12 protein-coding genes and 1 pseudogene are annotated in these 16,778 nt (G+C 48.5%); 4 read left to right on the forward strand and 9 right to left on the reverse strand.

Annotation, left to right across the window (positions count from 1 at the left end):
- Positions 1–59 precede the first annotated feature (59 nt).
- From HNR65_RS14920 to HNR65_RS14930, 3 genes are all read right to left on the reverse strand, one after another.
- A complete protein-coding gene (locus tag HNR65_RS14920; protein ID WP_181552321.1) occupies positions 60–2,456 on the reverse strand; it encodes a penicillin acylase family protein in 2,397 nt (798 codons plus the stop codon).
- Between the two features lie 198 nt (positions 2,457–2,654).
- Positions 2,655–4,814: a penicillin acylase family protein gene (locus tag HNR65_RS14925; protein WP_181552322.1), complete on the reverse strand. Its 2,160-nt coding sequence runs from the start codon at positions 4,812–4,814 to the stop codon at positions 2,655–2,657.
- 81 nt (positions 4,815–4,895) lie between these two features.
- The gene (locus HNR65_RS14930) at positions 4,896–5,465 is read right to left on the reverse strand and encodes a TetR/AcrR family transcriptional regulator (protein ID WP_181552323.1); all 570 of its coding nucleotides are present in this window, start codon (positions 5,463–5,465) and stop codon (positions 4,896–4,898) included.
- Positions 5,466–6,256: 791 nt separating this feature from the next.
- Here HNR65_RS14930 and HNR65_RS14935 point away from each other — a divergent pair.
- Complete coding sequence (locus HNR65_RS14935; protein WP_181552324.1) at positions 6,257–6,478, forward strand: hypothetical protein; 222 nt, start codon at positions 6,257–6,259, stop codon at positions 6,476–6,478.
- Between the two features lie 137 nt (positions 6,479–6,615).
- A complete protein-coding gene (locus HNR65_RS14940) occupies positions 6,616–9,831 on the forward strand; it encodes a winged helix-turn-helix domain-containing protein (protein ID WP_181552325.1) in 3,216 nt (1,071 codons plus the stop codon).
- Between the two features lie 178 nt (positions 9,832–10,009).
- Here the strand turns inward: HNR65_RS14940 and HNR65_RS14945 are convergent, their stop codons facing one another.
- The 3 genes and pseudogenes from HNR65_RS14945 to HNR65_RS14955 form a co-directional block, all read right to left on the reverse strand.
- Positions 10,010–10,477: a tetratricopeptide repeat protein gene (locus HNR65_RS14945; RefSeq protein ID WP_181552326.1), complete on the reverse strand. Its 468-nt coding sequence runs from the start codon at positions 10,475–10,477 to the stop codon at positions 10,010–10,012.
- Between the two features lie 356 nt (positions 10,478–10,833).
- The gene (locus tag HNR65_RS14950; protein ID WP_181552327.1) at positions 10,834–11,268 is read right to left on the reverse strand and encodes a hydrogenase iron-sulfur subunit; all 435 of its coding nucleotides are present in this window, start codon (positions 11,266–11,268) and stop codon (positions 10,834–10,836) included.
- Positions 11,269–11,670: 402 nt separating this feature from the next.
- A pseudogene (locus HNR65_RS14955) lies at positions 11,671–12,821 on the reverse strand (IS3 family transposase).
- Positions 12,822–13,098: 277 nt separating this feature from the next.
- On the opposite strand from HNR65_RS14955, the gene HNR65_RS14960 reads away from it, so the two are divergent.
- A complete protein-coding gene (locus tag HNR65_RS14960; protein ID WP_181552328.1) occupies positions 13,099–13,329 on the forward strand; it encodes a hypothetical protein in 231 nt (76 codons plus the stop codon).
- Entirely contained in the window at positions 13,307–13,537 is a 231-nt protein-coding gene (locus HNR65_RS18285; RefSeq protein WP_181552329.1) for a LamG-like jellyroll fold domain-containing protein, read from the forward strand. Before HNR65_RS14960 ends, HNR65_RS18285 begins: the two co-directional genes overlap by 23 nt.
- Positions 13,538–13,853: 316 nt before the next feature.
- Here the strand turns inward: HNR65_RS18285 and HNR65_RS14970 are convergent, their stop codons facing one another.
- From HNR65_RS14970 to HNR65_RS18050, 3 genes are all read right to left on the reverse strand, one after another.
- Positions 13,854–14,264 (reverse strand): response regulator, encoded by a 411-nt coding sequence (locus tag HNR65_RS14970; protein ID WP_181552330.1) that lies wholly within the window; start codon positions 14,262–14,264, stop codon positions 13,854–13,856.
- A 117-nt stretch (positions 14,265–14,381) separates the two neighbouring features.
- Positions 14,382–14,828: a response regulator gene (locus tag HNR65_RS14975; RefSeq protein ID WP_181552331.1), complete on the reverse strand. Its 447-nt coding sequence runs from the start codon at positions 14,826–14,828 to the stop codon at positions 14,382–14,384.
- A 603-nt stretch (positions 14,829–15,431) separates the two neighbouring features.
- Positions 15,432–16,256 carry a tryptophan-rich sensory protein gene (locus HNR65_RS18050; protein WP_332309038.1) on the reverse strand — a complete coding sequence of 275 codons (825 nt, stop codon included), beginning with the start codon at positions 16,254–16,256 and terminating at the stop codon, positions 15,432–15,434.
- Positions 16,257–16,778 lie beyond the last annotated feature (522 nt).

Here is a 16,778-nt window from a genome sequence, read left to right on the forward strand (position 1 = left end):
GGAAAAGAAACTTATTCTTGCTTTACATAATTGTTTGCCTTAATTTTATGTGGTTTTAATTACTTATTCACAGCAGGTTCCAGAACCATTTGCCGCGGCAGGTTCTCATAAGAGTTAAAGTGCATGGGGATCTGCTTGCCGTCGGCCCACATTTGGGCGGTGTCGTCAAAATGCGGGCTCATGTAATGACCCGACTGTCCGGGCGGACTGATCATGGTTGAGTTCTCGATATCCGCGAAATCGACCACCATGCGAATTACCCCGCCCGAATCCATCCGAAAGGGTCTCCTGTTGTCCCAGAAGCCGGAATTGATTGTATGATGAGAGCCGTCGGTGGGTATGGGATCCAGATTCAAAAACCAGATTTTGCTGCCCAGAGGATGCTCGAAATGCATGGTATGCACCCGCTTCCACTGCCACTTCTGCGGGTTTTCCCCAAGCCTTGCCGATAACTGCTCCATGGCATCCCGCATGCTTTTTTGAATGATATCATTGCGGCTTTCTTTTTTGTCAGGCGTTCCGGCGTCATCATAAAATGCATGCGTGCCCGCATCATGGATTTTTGTCAAAAGAAGATCCGGTACATAGTAAAGGTAGGACAGGCGCAGATGCGCATCCCAGGTTTCCTGCCCTGTTTCGTCTGCCAAGGTGTTTTCCATCATTTTGGAATAAAAGGCATTAAACAGCGTTGCCGCGGCGCTGTTTCTGACGATGCGGAAATCCCACGATCGGAAAAGATCTGCTGCTTTCTGTAAATCTGGCGCCGTGCAGGCCTCAAGAATATGGGGCACCCATCTCCGGGCCACCGGTGAAACCGTATCAAGCTGCATTTGCCTGGCGTCTTCCAGGGAGACTTTTTCTCCGGACCGCTGATCCATTATATCCCGAAAACGAATCGCCCGCTCGAACAGGTAATAGTGGGTCAGAAAATCTTTTGAATTGCCGGGTTCATTGTTAAAAGAGGCCACGCAGCCGTTCTCTGGATTATAATCCCAGGGCAGGCGTTTATAGGGCACATACCCTGTCCAGTCATATTCACCGGTCCAGCCCGGCACAGGCACACTGCCCTGACCCTTTTTGCGGATGGGAACAGAAGCCGTAAACTGCCAGCCGATATTCCCCCTGCTGTCTGCATAGCCGATCCCCAGGTTGACCGTTTTGACAAGCTTCAGGGATTTTCTGAATTCACTGAAATTCTTTGCCCGGTTCATGGCAAGCAAACCCTCGATGTCCCTGGAAACCACGTCAAAAGCAGACCACTGCATGGCGCAATTCTCCGGCGCAGCAGGCATAACCCCGGAGATGACGGGTCCGTGCCGGGAGATTTTCACTTCAAGAGGCTCTTCACGGATGCCCTTATCTGTCTTAATTCTAAGGGTCTCCCAGATGATCCGGAAATCCTTATAACCGTTTTCAGTGAGGTATTTGCCGGTGTCGTCCGGATGGATCTTTTCCACGAAATAGTCCAGCTCGTCTCCCCGGCCGTTTACTGCACTCCAGGCTATATCGCCGTTAAATCCCAATGCGCTGATGCCCGGGGCTCCGGGCAGAGAGCCGCCGATTACGTCATATCTGCCGCCCTTGAGGTGCACGAGATAGAACAGGGCGGGCAGTGTCGGCTTGAGATCCGGGCTGCCGGTGAATATGGGCTTGCCTGAATCTGTCATGCTGCCGGAAAAAATCATCCAGTTGCTGGCGGCAAACTCCGGAAGTCCGGAGAAAAGGCCACCCCCGACGCCTGCTGTATTAGCAGAGAGCTCGCGCATGGCTTCGTCCGTGTCCTGTTTTGGCGGCGCCAGATCCTGGCCGGTTAAGGTGGGGGCAAAATCCGGGTACTGCGGGAGCAGTGCGGAAAGCACTTCAAGTCCTGCCTTCCGGCCCAACTGGTGCATCGCCAGGTCGATTCGTTTTGAACGGGTGAGACTGTAGGACATGAGCAAAACCGTGGTCACGCAGTCCTCGGGTTCCCACGGTTTTGGCCGAGCCCCGATGAATATATATTCCCTGGGCAGGCTGGCCATATTTTCGATATATGCATTGATCCCGGCTGTATAGGCCTCCACTGCACCCCTGGTTTCCTTTGACATGGCCTTCCAGCTTTTTTCGGCCATGCGATAGAATCCTACAGTTTTCAGGAATCGATCCTTATCCAAAGTCGCCTCACCAAACAGCGTGGACAGCTCCCCTCTTCCTGCCAAGCGCGTGGTGTCCATCTGGAACAGGCGTTCCCTCGCCGTTATATAGCCCTGGGCAAAAAACAGGTCGGCTTCATTCTCCGCAATAATATGAGGGACCCCGTATTCATCAGTTTTCACCTCCACCGGGGAAGACAACCCCGAGACCTTCAGGCTTCCGGAATAATCCGGTATAGCGGAGCGAAAGAAAATCTGGAACGATACAAAGCCGCCCACAACAAGCAGCAATAAAATAAAAATTCCCCCTTTCAATATTTTCATTTTCCCTACCTGCTCTCATTTAAATCGTGTTCATCCAAAAAACTGTTATTGAATTGGAAAATTGTGGTTTTAGAACTTCTATGAATGCGGATTCCGGGCACTGCGGAATAGCAGAATCAAGATACAGGCTCCAGAAGGTCCCGCAATGCAGCATTTCATGGCGAGAAGTGCTCATGCTGGACCCATTAAAATTCAAGATTATTTGAACGAAATATACGTCTGATCCGGAGTTACAGATATTTTCTTATACTGACCCAGTTGCCAGTTTTCCAGGTCCGAGCAGTACCATTTGGAAAATCTGCGGTCAGATGGTCCGCCGGCCATGTTGGTATAAACTTCCGCCTCTGCCATATCAATGACCATTCTGTAGGAAGGCGCGAAAGTGGTTTGCCGGCCGCCGCTTTCATAAATTTGCCCCTGGTGCGGCGTGGCCCGCCCACCGACAAGTGTGATCGGCCCGCGGTCAAATCCGAAAAATTTCGGCATTTTTGCGTCAAATACGATATTCTTCAAAAGAACCTTTCGCGTTTCGCCCCATTTCTTCGGCGGATTTGTCAGTGCATCTTCAACCGCCCGGCGATAAATCTCCTCCCTTGTCCTGCCGCCAAACCAGGCTGACTGAGCGGATAGCAGTATGCGGTCGAAATTGAGATAAAAATCGGTAAAGACGCCGGTATGTTCGTACATATAATCGACCGCATCGCTGCCGAAGCCGTTTTTGCCGAAAACTTCGCGATAGAGGTTTCGGTAGAATTCCTCGAAAATGAAGGCGCCTTTAGAATCCGCGTCATATTCGAAATTCCAGTTCTTCAGGATCTCAGCTTCCCGGGAGTCGGGAAGCAGCGGGGCCAGAATCTTCATGAATTCCTTTGCCTGGATGGAATAGACATCGAACTGCAGCCGGTACATGTCCTCGCGTGTCAACCTGTCATTTGCCGCCAGCACCTGTGCTATCCGATCGGAACGATAGGCTCCCATCCCCACATTGGTCGGATCCGCTTCACCATACTCATTTTTGTCCTGATTTGCCGCGACAAAGTATCCGCATTCCGGGTTATAAGAACGCGGCAGGTCTTCTGGCTTTTCAAAACCCTGCCAGGCATTTTCAGGCTTCCAACCGGGCAGGGCGACAAACCCGGAGATCCCGTCCCGCCGTTTGGGCACCAAGCCTGACATCTGGTATCCGATATTACCCCGGGTGTCGACAATCACCCAGTCAAAAGAAACCTCAAGTTCTCCTAAAAGTTTCATTCCCTGTTCAACGGTTTTTGCGTCAAAAATTTCGACAAATTTGTTGTTCGTGGCCGCGCCTGCAGATCCCGGGGCCCATGCTGTTGCAAGGTAGTAGCCTTCCTCGTTCGGATCCCCTTCGAGCGTACCGTGCGAATTTTCGTAGAAAGTAACCTTTACGGGATCTTTTTTCTTTCTTTTGACAATCTCTTCTCTTGCTTGAAAAGGCACCCATTCATCTGGTTCCCGGAAATACGCCCCGTCTTTGCATTTCTCTATCCAGGAATCCGTGCAATCCGAAAACGGATATGTGGCCCCCCATGCCAACTCCGGTGTTTTGCCGATCAAAAGCCCGGCCACGCCCGGCATGGTGGCGCCAATACCGTGCCTGTCACCTGCTTTCATTACAACTTCATACCAAACATTCGGCAGCCGGTTGATCTCCAGGTGCGGATCGTTTGCCAGAATCGGCTTGCCCGAAGCGGTTTTTTCCCCGGAAACCACCCAGCTGTTTGAAGCCATCATCACGGGAGCAGCGATATTCCAAAGAGATGCCGGAGGGACAAGCCGCTCTTCGAGGCGCACTTTCTTCATCAGATCCATGTCCATACCCCCGAGAATCCCCGGAAACAGTTCATTGAGCCGTTCTCTATCCATGCCCGCCTGGACCATTTCAATCAGCAGCCGTTCCATTTCGCCCTGGGACTGAGCTAGGGTGAGATAGCCGATCATGCGAAGAAACAGAATAGAATCTTCAACCCGCCAAGGCTCTGGTTTATAGCCAAACAACCGGCACTCCCAGGGGATTTTTTCAGAAAATGCCGCATTGACTCCTTGGCAATAGGCCTCATTGAGTTCTTTTGCCTCTGCGGTGAGCTTGCCGACTTCCTCTGCTACCGTACCCGCCCAGTTCATGCGACGGAAAAACTTGTCCACAGATAGCATCTCATCGCTGGAATCAAGAATTTCCGAAGCTCTTCCTTGGCCCAATATTCGCATGACAAGCATCTGCATACCCCTGTCTTTCGCGTGGGCATACCCCATAAGACGAAACGCCTCTGGCTTGTCCGCCCCGCCAATATGGCAAACCCCGTTTTGATCTCTCCATATTTTACCGCTATCGTCCATAATCCCTCCCTGTATTGGATTTTGAAATTTATGAGCCCCTCCACCGAAAAACGAAGAGCGCTTACTAAAATCGACCGCGGTTTAAAGGATTTTTTTTACCAGCGATTTCAATTCGTCAAAAACTTCCTTAATTTTGATGCGTTCAGGATGGACATTGGCTTGAATTACGATTCCGTTAAGCATTCCAAGCAGAATTACAGCTTGGTTCTCTGTTAAATTAAACTGCTCGCAAAATGTCTCCCGGTTCCATTCATAAATCTCTCGGATTTTATTATTTATTTTTTCTCGGAATTGATTGTTGAAAAGGAAGGAAAAAAAGATTCTTGGGGCTTCAGGGGTTGCATTGAGCATGTCTTCGTAGTTATTCAGAAAAAACGCAAAGCGTTCGCCGATGGACGAATCCGGGGGGCATTGTTCTATAAATAATTTTTCCAGATCACGGAATATGTTGTCCGCGACCTCCAGAAGGAGGGCTTCCTTGCTGCCGAAATGCCAGAGTATGCTGCTTTTCGATATTCCACAAACATCTGCAATTTGATCCAGCGTAACCTCTCTGCTGTCCGATTTTCCGATCAGCTGCCACGTGCTTTCCAAGATCCGTTGCCGACTATTTTCTCCTCGCGCTGTTTTCGCTTTATTCTGTACGGCCATGGTTACCCCTGAGGCTAAAAAATTATTCTGACTATTCAGTACAATTTCATATCTTTTTCGTCACGTCAATAAGCTTTTGACAGCATCTCAGAAACCTTGAGGGGGTGGAAATCTTAGCTTCTACATTTGCCTGCTATTGAAATGAGAATTTATGAAGCAAGGAAGACTTTCGAATTCTCAAAGTGATTGGAACATGCCATTCCAATCAGGCCCGGGCAGTATTCCGGAGTTGGCGGAACTGAAGAATGGTGAATACAGGGTGCAATTTCGTCGATGCCTGGGAATCCTGATACCGATGGCAAGAAGTGCTTCGGCGGGAATGGAACCCGAAGGCGGTCAAGCCTGTCGGTATGCGTTCAATTTGGTCCCGACGGAAAGAAAGACCCGGCCTTAATCAAAGTTTTTTTTAGCATTACCCACCACCTGGTGGATATCAGCAATGCATCAGCGACCCTTTGGATTTTTCGAAACACAATCACATCCGCCGGATTGTCTTTCCTTCCTTATTTTTTCCAGAATCGTGGATCTTCCATTAGCTCTGTAATCGTGTTCAATTTGTTTTTTTGTATAACGGAAGCAATAACAAACCGTGTCTTCGTCTTTGAAGTAGTTCTGATCAATGTGAACAAACCGCTTCACGATCTTTCTCCTGTTCGATATTCTGTGTTGTTGTCAATTTTTGGGTTACACCATTTGCCGTAACGTTGTAATAAAAAACCGGTTTATTGTTTCTTGTCTCCCGAGGACAGCCAAAACCAAGGTGCATTTCTCATAAGACCCAGGAATGTTGTATGGATGCAAGTTATGTCGTCACTCACCGGGAGAAGCTCTTCTTCGACGAGCTTCTATATGTGGCCCGTTATAGCCAAGCGTCCGGTACAACCAATGTGCTTTTTACCCTGATAAAAAAATATAGCCAAGCAAATGCCGTTTTTAAAGACACCGATATCCTGAAAGGGCTATTACAAATCCTTTTATTTCTTGTTGACATCCAAATTCATCCCGGGTATTAATATATATTATTACAAGTGCCTAACTGTGCTTGCTCATTTTTTTCCTGCTGATCCTTACTGCTCTTTGCTGCTCTCATTCTCCTCCTTATATGTTCTGCCACCGGGTTCCTTGCAACAATTATCAAAAGGAAATTTTCATGGAACCGGAGTCGACTTCCTTGGCCAAGATCACCAAGCCTCGTCTCCAGAAGGTTCTGCCACGCAAAAGACTTTTTGACCTACTGGATGACACGCGGGCCTATGCCGCCACTTGGATCTGCGGGCCGGGCGGCTCGGGTAAGACAACTTTTATTGCCAGCTACATAGAGGAAAACCAGCTTCCCTGCCTTTGGTATCAAATTGATGAAGGCGACTCGGACATCGCCGCATTTTTCTATTACCTGGGAGTGGCAGGCAAAGCGCTTGGCCGTGAGGAAAAAGATCTGCCCTTTCTGACCCCGGAATACGCACTTGGGATTTCCTCTTTCACACGGCGATTTTTCGAGCAGCTGTTTGAGCAATTGGGTAGACCGGGAGTTATTGTGTTGGACAACTATCAGGACGCCCCGCCTGAATCTCAGCTGCATGAGGTGGTACGCAACGCCCTGTCAATGATCCCCGAAGACATAAACCTCTTTATTTTAAGCCGAACTGAACCGCACTCGATCCTGGCAAGGGCAGCGGCAAGCAATTTCCTCGCCGAGATCGGATGGCCAGCGCTTCGCCTGCAACCACAGGAAACCAGGGACCTGGTCCGTTTATTGAGCCGCACCCCGCCATCTGAGGTGGTTATCGATTCACTGCACAAAAAGGTCGACGGCTGGTTGGCCGGTCTTCTCCTTCTGTTAAAGCGTGCAGAGACCGAAGACATTGATCCCGGAACTTTTACCCAATTCACGGGCAGCGAGGTATTTGATTATTTTACCAGCGAGATATTTGACAAAGCAGACAAAGAAACGCAGGAGTTTTTGCTCAGCACATCGGTTCTGCCAACCTTTAGCGCCACAATGGCGCAAAACCTTACCGGTACGGATAATGCAGAGGAAATTCTGTCCAGAATCAGGCAAAACCATTGGTTTACGGAAAGATTTCCCGGCAGGGAAACGAGATATCAATATCATCCATTGTTCCGGGAATATTTGCAGAGCCAGGCGGCGCAGACCTTTACAGGAAAGCACATGAAAAGGCTCAAGCAAGCGGCTGCGAGGCTGCTGGAAGCCGAGGGGCAGACAGAAGCTGCCATTGAGTTGTTTCTTGAATCCGGCCATCCGCATGAGGTGGTCCGGTTAATCCTCAGCCAGGCGGAAATGCTGGTAATTCAAGGGCGGAACCAGACGTTGGAACAATGGCTGCGGCGCCTTCCGGAGGAGGTTTTTTCTAAGTATCCCTATGCATTGTATTGGCTGGGTGTTTGCCGCCACCGCTTTGATCCGGACGAGGGCAGGGAGCTTTTTGAGAAAGCATTTTCCCTTTTTGCGGAGCAGAAAGATACAGAAGGGATATGGCTTTCATTGTGCGGGATTCTCTATTCGATAACCGTTGCCTGGGACAGCTTTAAACCCTTGGACCAGTGGATTCAGAAATTAACCCAATTTTCCCGGCAATATGAAGCCCTGGCTTCCCTGGATGTCCGGGGAAGACTCTCTGCCGTCGCTATTTTTTCCCTGACTTTCAGATCTCCGGATCACCCCGAATTCAAAACTTGGGAAAAGCGAGGCCAGGCAATACTTCAGGAAAATATTTCGGCAGAGATCAAGCTTCGTGTGATTGTGGCATTGGCTTGGCATCGGCTTTTCTCGGGCAATCTGGCCGAAGCCGAGCATTTTATTGAATTGTATCAGGAAATGGTTCAATCTCCGAATATTCCTCCCTTTTCATTGCTTGCTTTGATGAATGCAGAAGCTTTTTACTATTTTTTAAACAATAATTTTGAGGCCTGCAGCAACATTGTTACCAAATCTCTGGACCTGGCCTCGGCAACCGGAATTCACCTCATATCTCCTATTGTGCTGGGCCATGGCGCTGCCGGCGCCCTAGCCGCGGAAGATCTTGACAGCGCGCATAAACATCTGCGGAACATGGCGCAATATGCCCATTCTTCTGATTGGATTTTTATTTATTTCAAAATATTAAAAATCTGGCAGGCACTTTTGGAAAAGAATTTTTCAAAAGCATTGATTGAAGGCGAGTCTGCCGAAGCATATGTTGCAGAGTCAGGCATGCCGATGACCGATTCTATGTGGTATCAGGGGATGGCAATTGCATTGCACGCATCCGGTAAAACTGTTGAAGCTTCAAGATATCTTCAACAGGCGCTGTCTATTTCCAGCCGGGTCGGATTCCATCAGATTGAGTTTGGCTGCCATTTGACACAGGCTCAATTTGCCCTTGATGCCGGAGATGAAACCGCTGCGCGCAATTCGCTGCAAAAGGCAATGGCCATCGGAAAAGCACAGCAGTACGTAAACACTTGGCTGTGGCGATCAGATACAATGGCACGGCTTTGCTGCAAAGCGCTCGAGGAAAACATCGAGGTTGCCTATGTGCAGGATCTGATCCTGAGGAGAAATCTGATTCCACAAAGCCCGCCTCTGGAAATCGAGAACTGGCCATGGCCGATCCGGATATACACCTTGGGACGGTTTTCGCTGATCAAAGACGGAAGTCCGCTGTCATTTACAAAAAAAGCCCAGGAAAAGCCGCTTGCGATGCTTAAAACCATTATTGCCCTGGGAGGACGCAGTGTGAGTGAAAATCAGGTCGCAGATCTGCTCTGGCCCGACTCTGATGGAGATGCTGCCCATGGGGCCTTTAAAACCAACCTGCACCGGCTGCGCAAGTTAGTCGGCTATCATGAAGCCATTGAGCATAGGCACGGCAATATTAAACTTGATACAAGATACTGCTGGGTGGATGCCTGGATATTTGAACGTATGATTTCCAGAGCCACCAGTGCTTGGGGATCGGCAGCCGGCGAGACAGAGTTGCTCAACGCTGCAGCTTTAACCCAAAAGGCACTGGATCTTTATAAAGGGCCGCTTTTTCAATCCGAGGACCACCTATCCACTCACCTCCGCGAACACCTTCACCATCTGTTTATCCAAGGAGTCCAACAATTGGGGGAGTACAGGCAAAAAAGAAAACAATGGGAAGAGGCCATCTCCCTTTATGAAAGGGGCTTGAAAATAGATGGCTTGGTGGAGCCTTTTTACCGTGGGCTCATGGTCTCCAGGTATCAACTAGGCCAGAAAGCCAAGGCCATGGCAGCCTATGAGCGATGCAAAAAATCTCTGGCCGAAAACTTAAACACCTCCCCCTCTACAACAACCGATTCTTTAAAACATTCCCTATTTCCGGCCGATATGCATAAATAAAATATACCATAAGCCTGTCCTCCCTATTCTATAGCCTACTGCATCATTTTCCGGCAATCGGGATAAAAGCCATGTTAGATGCCTTTTGAAATGGGTTGCATAATGTGCACCTGTTTCATAATATACCGATTTATTCGTACCTGCCGGGGTGACAAGAAGAGACTCCGCCGCCCTGCGCTTAGCTTCCCAAGGCCGGGGCGCGTTTACCATGAAGTTTTTCCGTTTTGACCGAATATGAAGTTTTTGCCAGGCCTTCGGACCGGTTCTTCTCGTCTTGCCCCGGTTTTTTTGCCTGTTCGGCCTTCAGGCTTTTCTGCGCTTTGTGGATTTTTTCGGTAAGCACTGGTTGCCTGGTTTCGCGCAGGGCCCGTGTGAAGTGGAGCATGGCGTTTTCCGGTTCCCCGTTTTCCCGGTAATACTGCCCCAAATAATAATGGGCCTCTGCCAGCTTTCCCTGCTCTCTAAGGCTTTGTCCGAGAAATAAAAGGGCTCGCGGGTAGTCCGGAAAAGATTCGGCGAATTTTTTGAAATCTGCGACTGTTGCCTTGCTCCTGCTATCAGCCATGGGAGCCCGGCGCCTGAAAAACAACTCTTCCGGACCGTATTCCGAGAGATCTTCCATGAAAGCAATAATCACTTTTTGCATAACCTGATCCTCCCTTTTTTAAATCAAAAAGTGCCGGTGATTTCCAAAAGAAAACCAACACCGGCTTTACAGGGACTATACAGGGAGGGTGGTTACACGGGGGTTACTGTTTCAAAAAAAGGGTTTTATTTTTGACCATTTCATAAAAAGTTTGATTTTATATGGCGCCGTAAAAGTTCAAGATCAAAGCTTGCGCAATTTCAAAGAATGCAGAGCACCAGCAGTACATGAAATTCTAAAGAATTGCACGTAACACAGATATTGGACTCTTTACGGTGCCATCTATCTTTGCGACCAATTCGGCTTGTAAAATCAGAGCTCACCCTGAACGAGATGCAAATCTAATCTTGCAAACATTAGTAACCGGCCGCATGCTGGGGGAAATCGGCCATGCAGGGGCCAAGGGCCTTTATTGTTTCCGTAAACCCGCTGACCTTTTCTGCAAAACGCGGGGCCTCGGCTGACGAAACCCATTCAATGGCAAACCGCTGGGGATCAATGCCGGAATCCTCCAGGACCATTTTTACGGCTTCCCCCCTTGCCCGGGCTTTTTCATTACCCTCCAGGTAATGGCATTCCCCGGGATGTCACCCCATCACAAGGATACCGTCAGCCCCCCGGGAAAAGGCATCCAGCACCAGGTCCGGATGCACCATACCGGTGCACATCACCCGGATCGGGCGCAGGTTGGGCGGATACTGGATACGCATGACACCGGCCAAATCCCCGCCGGCATATGCACTCCAGTTGCAGAAAAACCCAATGATTGTCGGTTCAAAACTTTCGCTCATGGTCTTGCCCTCCGGTTTTCAGGTTTTAATCCGCCGCCTGCAGGGCGGCCTGCATCTGACTCAACTTTCTGGGAAACTTAAAGCTTGTTTAGCTTCCCAGAAAGTTGAGTTATTTATATATAAAGGAAAGATGGTTACACATAGGTTACAGTTTAAAAAAAACCCAAGGGGCTTTCGGCAAAGCTTAAAACCAGGATCCTAACCAGGTTGCTGCGGGGCGTGCATATTCCCGATGATTCCGGCCATCCATTCCGATTGATTATGCTGGACCCCAAAGTCAAGACAACTTTTCCGCTCAGCTTGGGTACTACCGCACAGCGTAGGGTGGCCCTCGCTGAGCGGAGCCCCGAGTAGCTAAAGCGAGGCGAGGGCCACCCGGCCATGCCCGCCTCGGCCTGGCTGTTATGCAGCCCTTTTCATCCTGTCGGCTCCGTGGTACACCTCAGCTGGCGTCAAGATGCCAAAGCTGTGATGGGGCCGCTCATCGTTGTAAAAGGCAAAATATGCCCTCAACCCCTCAATCAATTCCGGGACGCTTTCATAATCCTTCAGATAAATATCCTCATATTTCAGGGACCGCCAGAGCCGTTCGACCATTATGTTGTCCATTGCCCGACCCTTGCCATCCATGCTGATGCCGATACCATGTTCTTTCAATATCCCGGTAAAGGCTGTTCCTGTATATTGGGATCCCTGATCTGTATTGAAAATCTCAGGACATCCGTATTGTCTGATCGCCCGCTGCAAGCAGCTGGTACAAAAACCGTCGTCCATTGTAGTTGAGATCTCCCAGGAAAGTACATACTGGCTATACCAATCCATAACCACCGTGAGATAAACGAAGCCCCGCTTTAAACGAATATAGGTGATATCAGAGCACCACACCTGCCTGCTTCTGTTGATATCCATATTCTTGAGCAAATACGGATAAACCTTGTGGGCTTTGTTTGGCACAGTCAGCTTACGGGTCGGGGCCGCAGAAGCCAGGCCCATCAACCTCATCAGTCGCTGGATTCGTTTGCGGTTGACTCCGTAACCCTGGCGATTGAGATAATCCCGCATCTTTCTGGAACCGAAAAAAGGATACTTGGTGTATATTTCGTCAATCAGCTTCATGAGTTCCAGATTTTTTTCACTTTCAGGTGCTGGCTGCCTGTAATAGCTGGATCGAGACAAACCAACCAGCTCACATTGCCGATGAATACTCAGTTGTTTGTGGGACGGCTCTACGGCTGTCTGCTTTTCTGATAGTGTCAACTCAGATGTCCGAACTTTTTTTTAAGCCAGTCAATCTCAACCTGCAGCTGCCCGACTTTTCGGTATAATTGGTCCTTTTCCATCTCCATACGCTTTGCTTCACGTTCTTTATTCTGGCCAAAAACTTCGGGTGCCGATTCCAAAAGCTCTTTTTTCCACCTGTTAATCTGGCTGACATGAACACCAAACTCCTGGGCGAGTTCGTTGACCGTACGCTGACCCTTGAGAGCTTCTACGGCGACTTTGGCCTTGAATTCCTTGCTGAACTTTTTCCGCTTCATTGAACCCCCTTTCATTCGATCTCCTATACCTTAACATACTGTCCCATTTTGGGGGTCCACATTAGATATCGGCCACCTTGTAGAATTCATTTTCAGAGTAAAGATTGGCTGGTTTATTAACTTTTTTAACGGTAAGTTGTGCCTTCCTTCAATAACCATACTTGGGAGGTACTAATGCCAGAGGTGAGAATAACCATGCGCAAGAGCTGCGAGAAATTCCTGGCCCCTTGCCGATGATATGGACGACATGCAACTGGAGCGGCTTCTGTTCCGTTAAGTTTCTGCTGAAATCATGGACCAGCGGCCGCCATTGGATTTTTCCTTTATCCACAAGCAGCTCAGGCGTAAGGAGGGAGTGACCCTCATGCTTTTATGGCATGAGTATAAAGCCCAAAATCCCCAGAGCTATCAATACAGCCAGTTCTGGCATCTTTACCGTCAATGGTGCCACAGGATCGAGCCTGTAATGCGCCAGGATCACCGGGCGGGAGAAAAAATGTTTGTCGACTACCATACATGTTAACGAATCGGAGGGTGCTCTATATTTAAATGGCGAAAAAATCGATGAGACCAATAATCTTACTTCTGAGGATTTTTATTACAATGATAAAGTGATATCGATCGGAGGGTTCAATCCGGAAGACTACTATCACAATTTTCAAGGTTATTTGGATGAGATTAAGCTTTTCAACAGCGCCTTCAGCGAATCGGAAATTAAAGAATTGATTTAACAACTTGAAGATGACAGGCGTCATCCCCGATCCATAAAATCGGGGATGACACGGGGCCAATATCGCGGGTAAACACCACCAGAATGGTGTATAGAAGCCAATTAATATAATGAATCGTCATAGCCCCCGTTCAAATTCCACCATGCGGCTATGCCCAGCCAGTATTCCGGATTAGGGAGCTATGAAAAATGGCGGATTGAAGGTCCAAATTTGGGAAGACCCAGAAATACTGTCCAGGTTGGCATGCTGCATTCTTGGCACTTCAAAATAAAACAAGCATAGTCAGCCTTGATCAGAACTATCTCAATCTTCCCTCTTAACCCCGGATCGCTTGCAATAATTCAGCACTTGAGACAGATTTTGTCAGAAATGCCTCTGCCCCTGCTTCTATCATGGTCCGGGCAATCTGTTTATCTTGGTACATCGACAGAACAACCACTCGCACACTGGGTAACTCCGTCTTGATTTGGCGGGTTGCTTCCACGCCGTTCATTCCGGGCATTGATATGTCCATAACAATAAAGTCCGGATTGAATTTCCTTGCCAAATCAACAGCTTCTTCGCCATTGGATGCCTCCCCCACCAAGTGGATATCCGCCTGACCTTCAATTACACCGACGAGTGCCTGACGAAATATTTTATGGTCGTCAGCAAAAACCACTCGCGTCTTTGCACCAAGGGCGAAATTCGTTCCTATATTACCGTTTTCCGACTGAATTGCTGACAAGTTGCTTCCCTATCATCTTTGACAGGCGGCTGCACTTGGGAACGTCGTGGCAAGTGTGCATTTTTAATTCAGAACATATCAATTTGTATAAAATCAAAGAGGCAGGTCAATAACACTTCATTCAAAGCTATTGATTACAGGGGGTCGAACGGAGTCTAAAACCTGCCTGATTGCAACGCCGATCTGTCTTATGGTGGAAGTTTTGGGGATCACACACCAGAAAACGTTATGCTGGTAAGCCATTTCTGGATGCCCGGTAAATGCGATAACGGGTAGTTCAGGGCGGATACCGACTATAGTCGTAGCCAGTATACTGCCGTTAAGGGGCTCCATTTTATAATCGGTGACCAGAAGATCGAAGCAATAGGGTTGTTTCCTAAAATTGGCCAGAGCCGTTTTTGGGTCCATCGGGCTGTTGATCTTATAACCCATGGATTCCAGTAATACCTTGCAATACTGGGAGCTAGCCTTTTTATCGTCTACAAGCAGGATGTTTTCTGTTCCCCAGGGAACGTCTTGGTCCTTAAATATTTTCACAAGATCTTTATCATAAAATATTTTCATTTATCCGGCAGTTTTTTTGATTTTAAATGAAGCAAAAAGCATCCGCATAAATGAAAAAGTCTGCACGGTTCAAATACAATCCGATCCGAAGAACACCGCAACAAGTACCAGTATAATGCTTCATCTTTGATAAAAAATATAACGGTTGGGGTCTTTCCTGTCTGTAGGAGTTAACCGGATTCTTTTTTCAGGCAAAAACTTACAGCCTTCTATTCCGCCGGCCGACATTCCCGGGCTGAGCGCTGGTTTACACGAAACCCGAAAACTTGGTTTTTAGTTGACAGCTTTTTAAATTTGCTGCTGCAGAATACGGCTATCATGGCTCTCTCCAGCCAATACCCTTTCCGGTGCACATTGCCGGAATAAGGGCTGCCATATAGGCTCTTTCATATTATTAAAAAAACACCTCCGGTCGTGTGACGCAGTATGCACTATGCAGTTTGCAAAAATGTTATCAGAGAGTTTCGCCCGGAAATGCTTGGTGTCTAAATAAAAATTAAGAAACGGTAAGGGTGCGGACTGCCTCCAGGAGAGATTGTCGACACAGGAGCCTCTGGCGAACTCGGCGAGGTGTTTACCAGGACGCATCCATCTTCCAGACAATCAGTTCATCATCCAGATAGCGCCATTTAAAATTGAGGCATAGCCGACCCAGAGCATATATGGAACCATCAGCCATCCGGCCATGGTGATTTTTTTGAAAAACAATATGGTTGTTATAACAATGGCGGCCAAAAGCAGGAGGATCTCAAAAAACGCCCATCCCGGCTCCTGCGTGCTGAAGAAAATTCTGGACCACAATCCGTTTAACACCAGTTGGATAAAAAAAGCGGCGAGCGCGGCTTTGGCTGCCAAGAATCCGAACCTGTCCCAGATGACCCAGGCAGCGACGCCCATCATGATGTAAAGGGCGGTCCACACCGGCCCAAACACCCAGCCCGGTGGATTCCATGCCGGCTTGTTTAACGCATCATACCAGTCGGAAGGGGCAGTGCCAGGCGATACAAGGGCACCGGCCCAGGCAACCAGAAAGCAAATACCAACCCAGAAAACAAGGCCGGCCAATCTCAGAACAGGTTGGCGCACTGAATCAACCCCCTTGTAATTGCCATTAATCCGATTACGCAGCCTGCCGGGCGGCTTAAACGTCACCACCCCTCGGCCCTCCATCATCAAATTATCACCCGTAGCCGGGTTCCTGCCCTTTCTGGGGCTTTTGGCTTGTCCCTTGAACTCCCCGAAGCCGGACACAAGGACGTCCTCACCATTGTGAAACTTCTTTTGCTTTTTGAAAATAGCAAATAGCAGATGGGCCGGGCAATGGCAATAATCAGAAAGCGAACCCCAGCGAAGATACTCAAGTTCCCGGTGTTTTATACAACGGCGAGGGAAGAAAGGATTTGCGATCCGCCGTATGAACTGAAAAATTAAGAAGGGCTTTTAGTGCCGGCGGTTGTGCCTTATAGGGAATCGTGATTGTCAATTCCGGCAAAGGCTGTTCAAGGTGAGCGAAAGGCCGGGTGGTGTCCATCCGGCCTTTTTTATTGATTGAATCTGCTTACATAGTGCTTACAAAAAGCTAAAAACAAAAAAGGGTCGCTGATGCGACCCTTTTAACTAATTGATTTTATTGGTAGCGGGGAGAGGATTCGAACCTCTGACCTTCGGGTTATGAGCACAAGAACCCTGCATTTTTAGGAATTTTAACGCCTTTCTATTTACTTTATTATTTATTGAAATTACGGAGAATTTCAGCCTGCCTGCCTTCTTTATGCTTTTAAGTTTTTCGCTTTAATTTGACAATTTTTGATCTTCAGGTTAGGCATAGGTTAGCCCGTTTTGATTATCGGGTTTATCTGGGTCATCCGGTAGATGCCGGGATAGACTGAAATTCCCAGATAGTTGATCGAAGACTCAAGCACATCGGTCGGACCGGCGGCGGCCCGAGAA

This window comes from Desulfosalsimonas propionicica, from assembly GCF_013761005.1.
In the GTDB taxonomy this organism is placed as follows: domain Bacteria; phylum Desulfobacterota; class Desulfobacteria; order Desulfobacterales; family Desulfosalsimonadaceae; genus Desulfosalsimonas; species Desulfosalsimonas propionicica.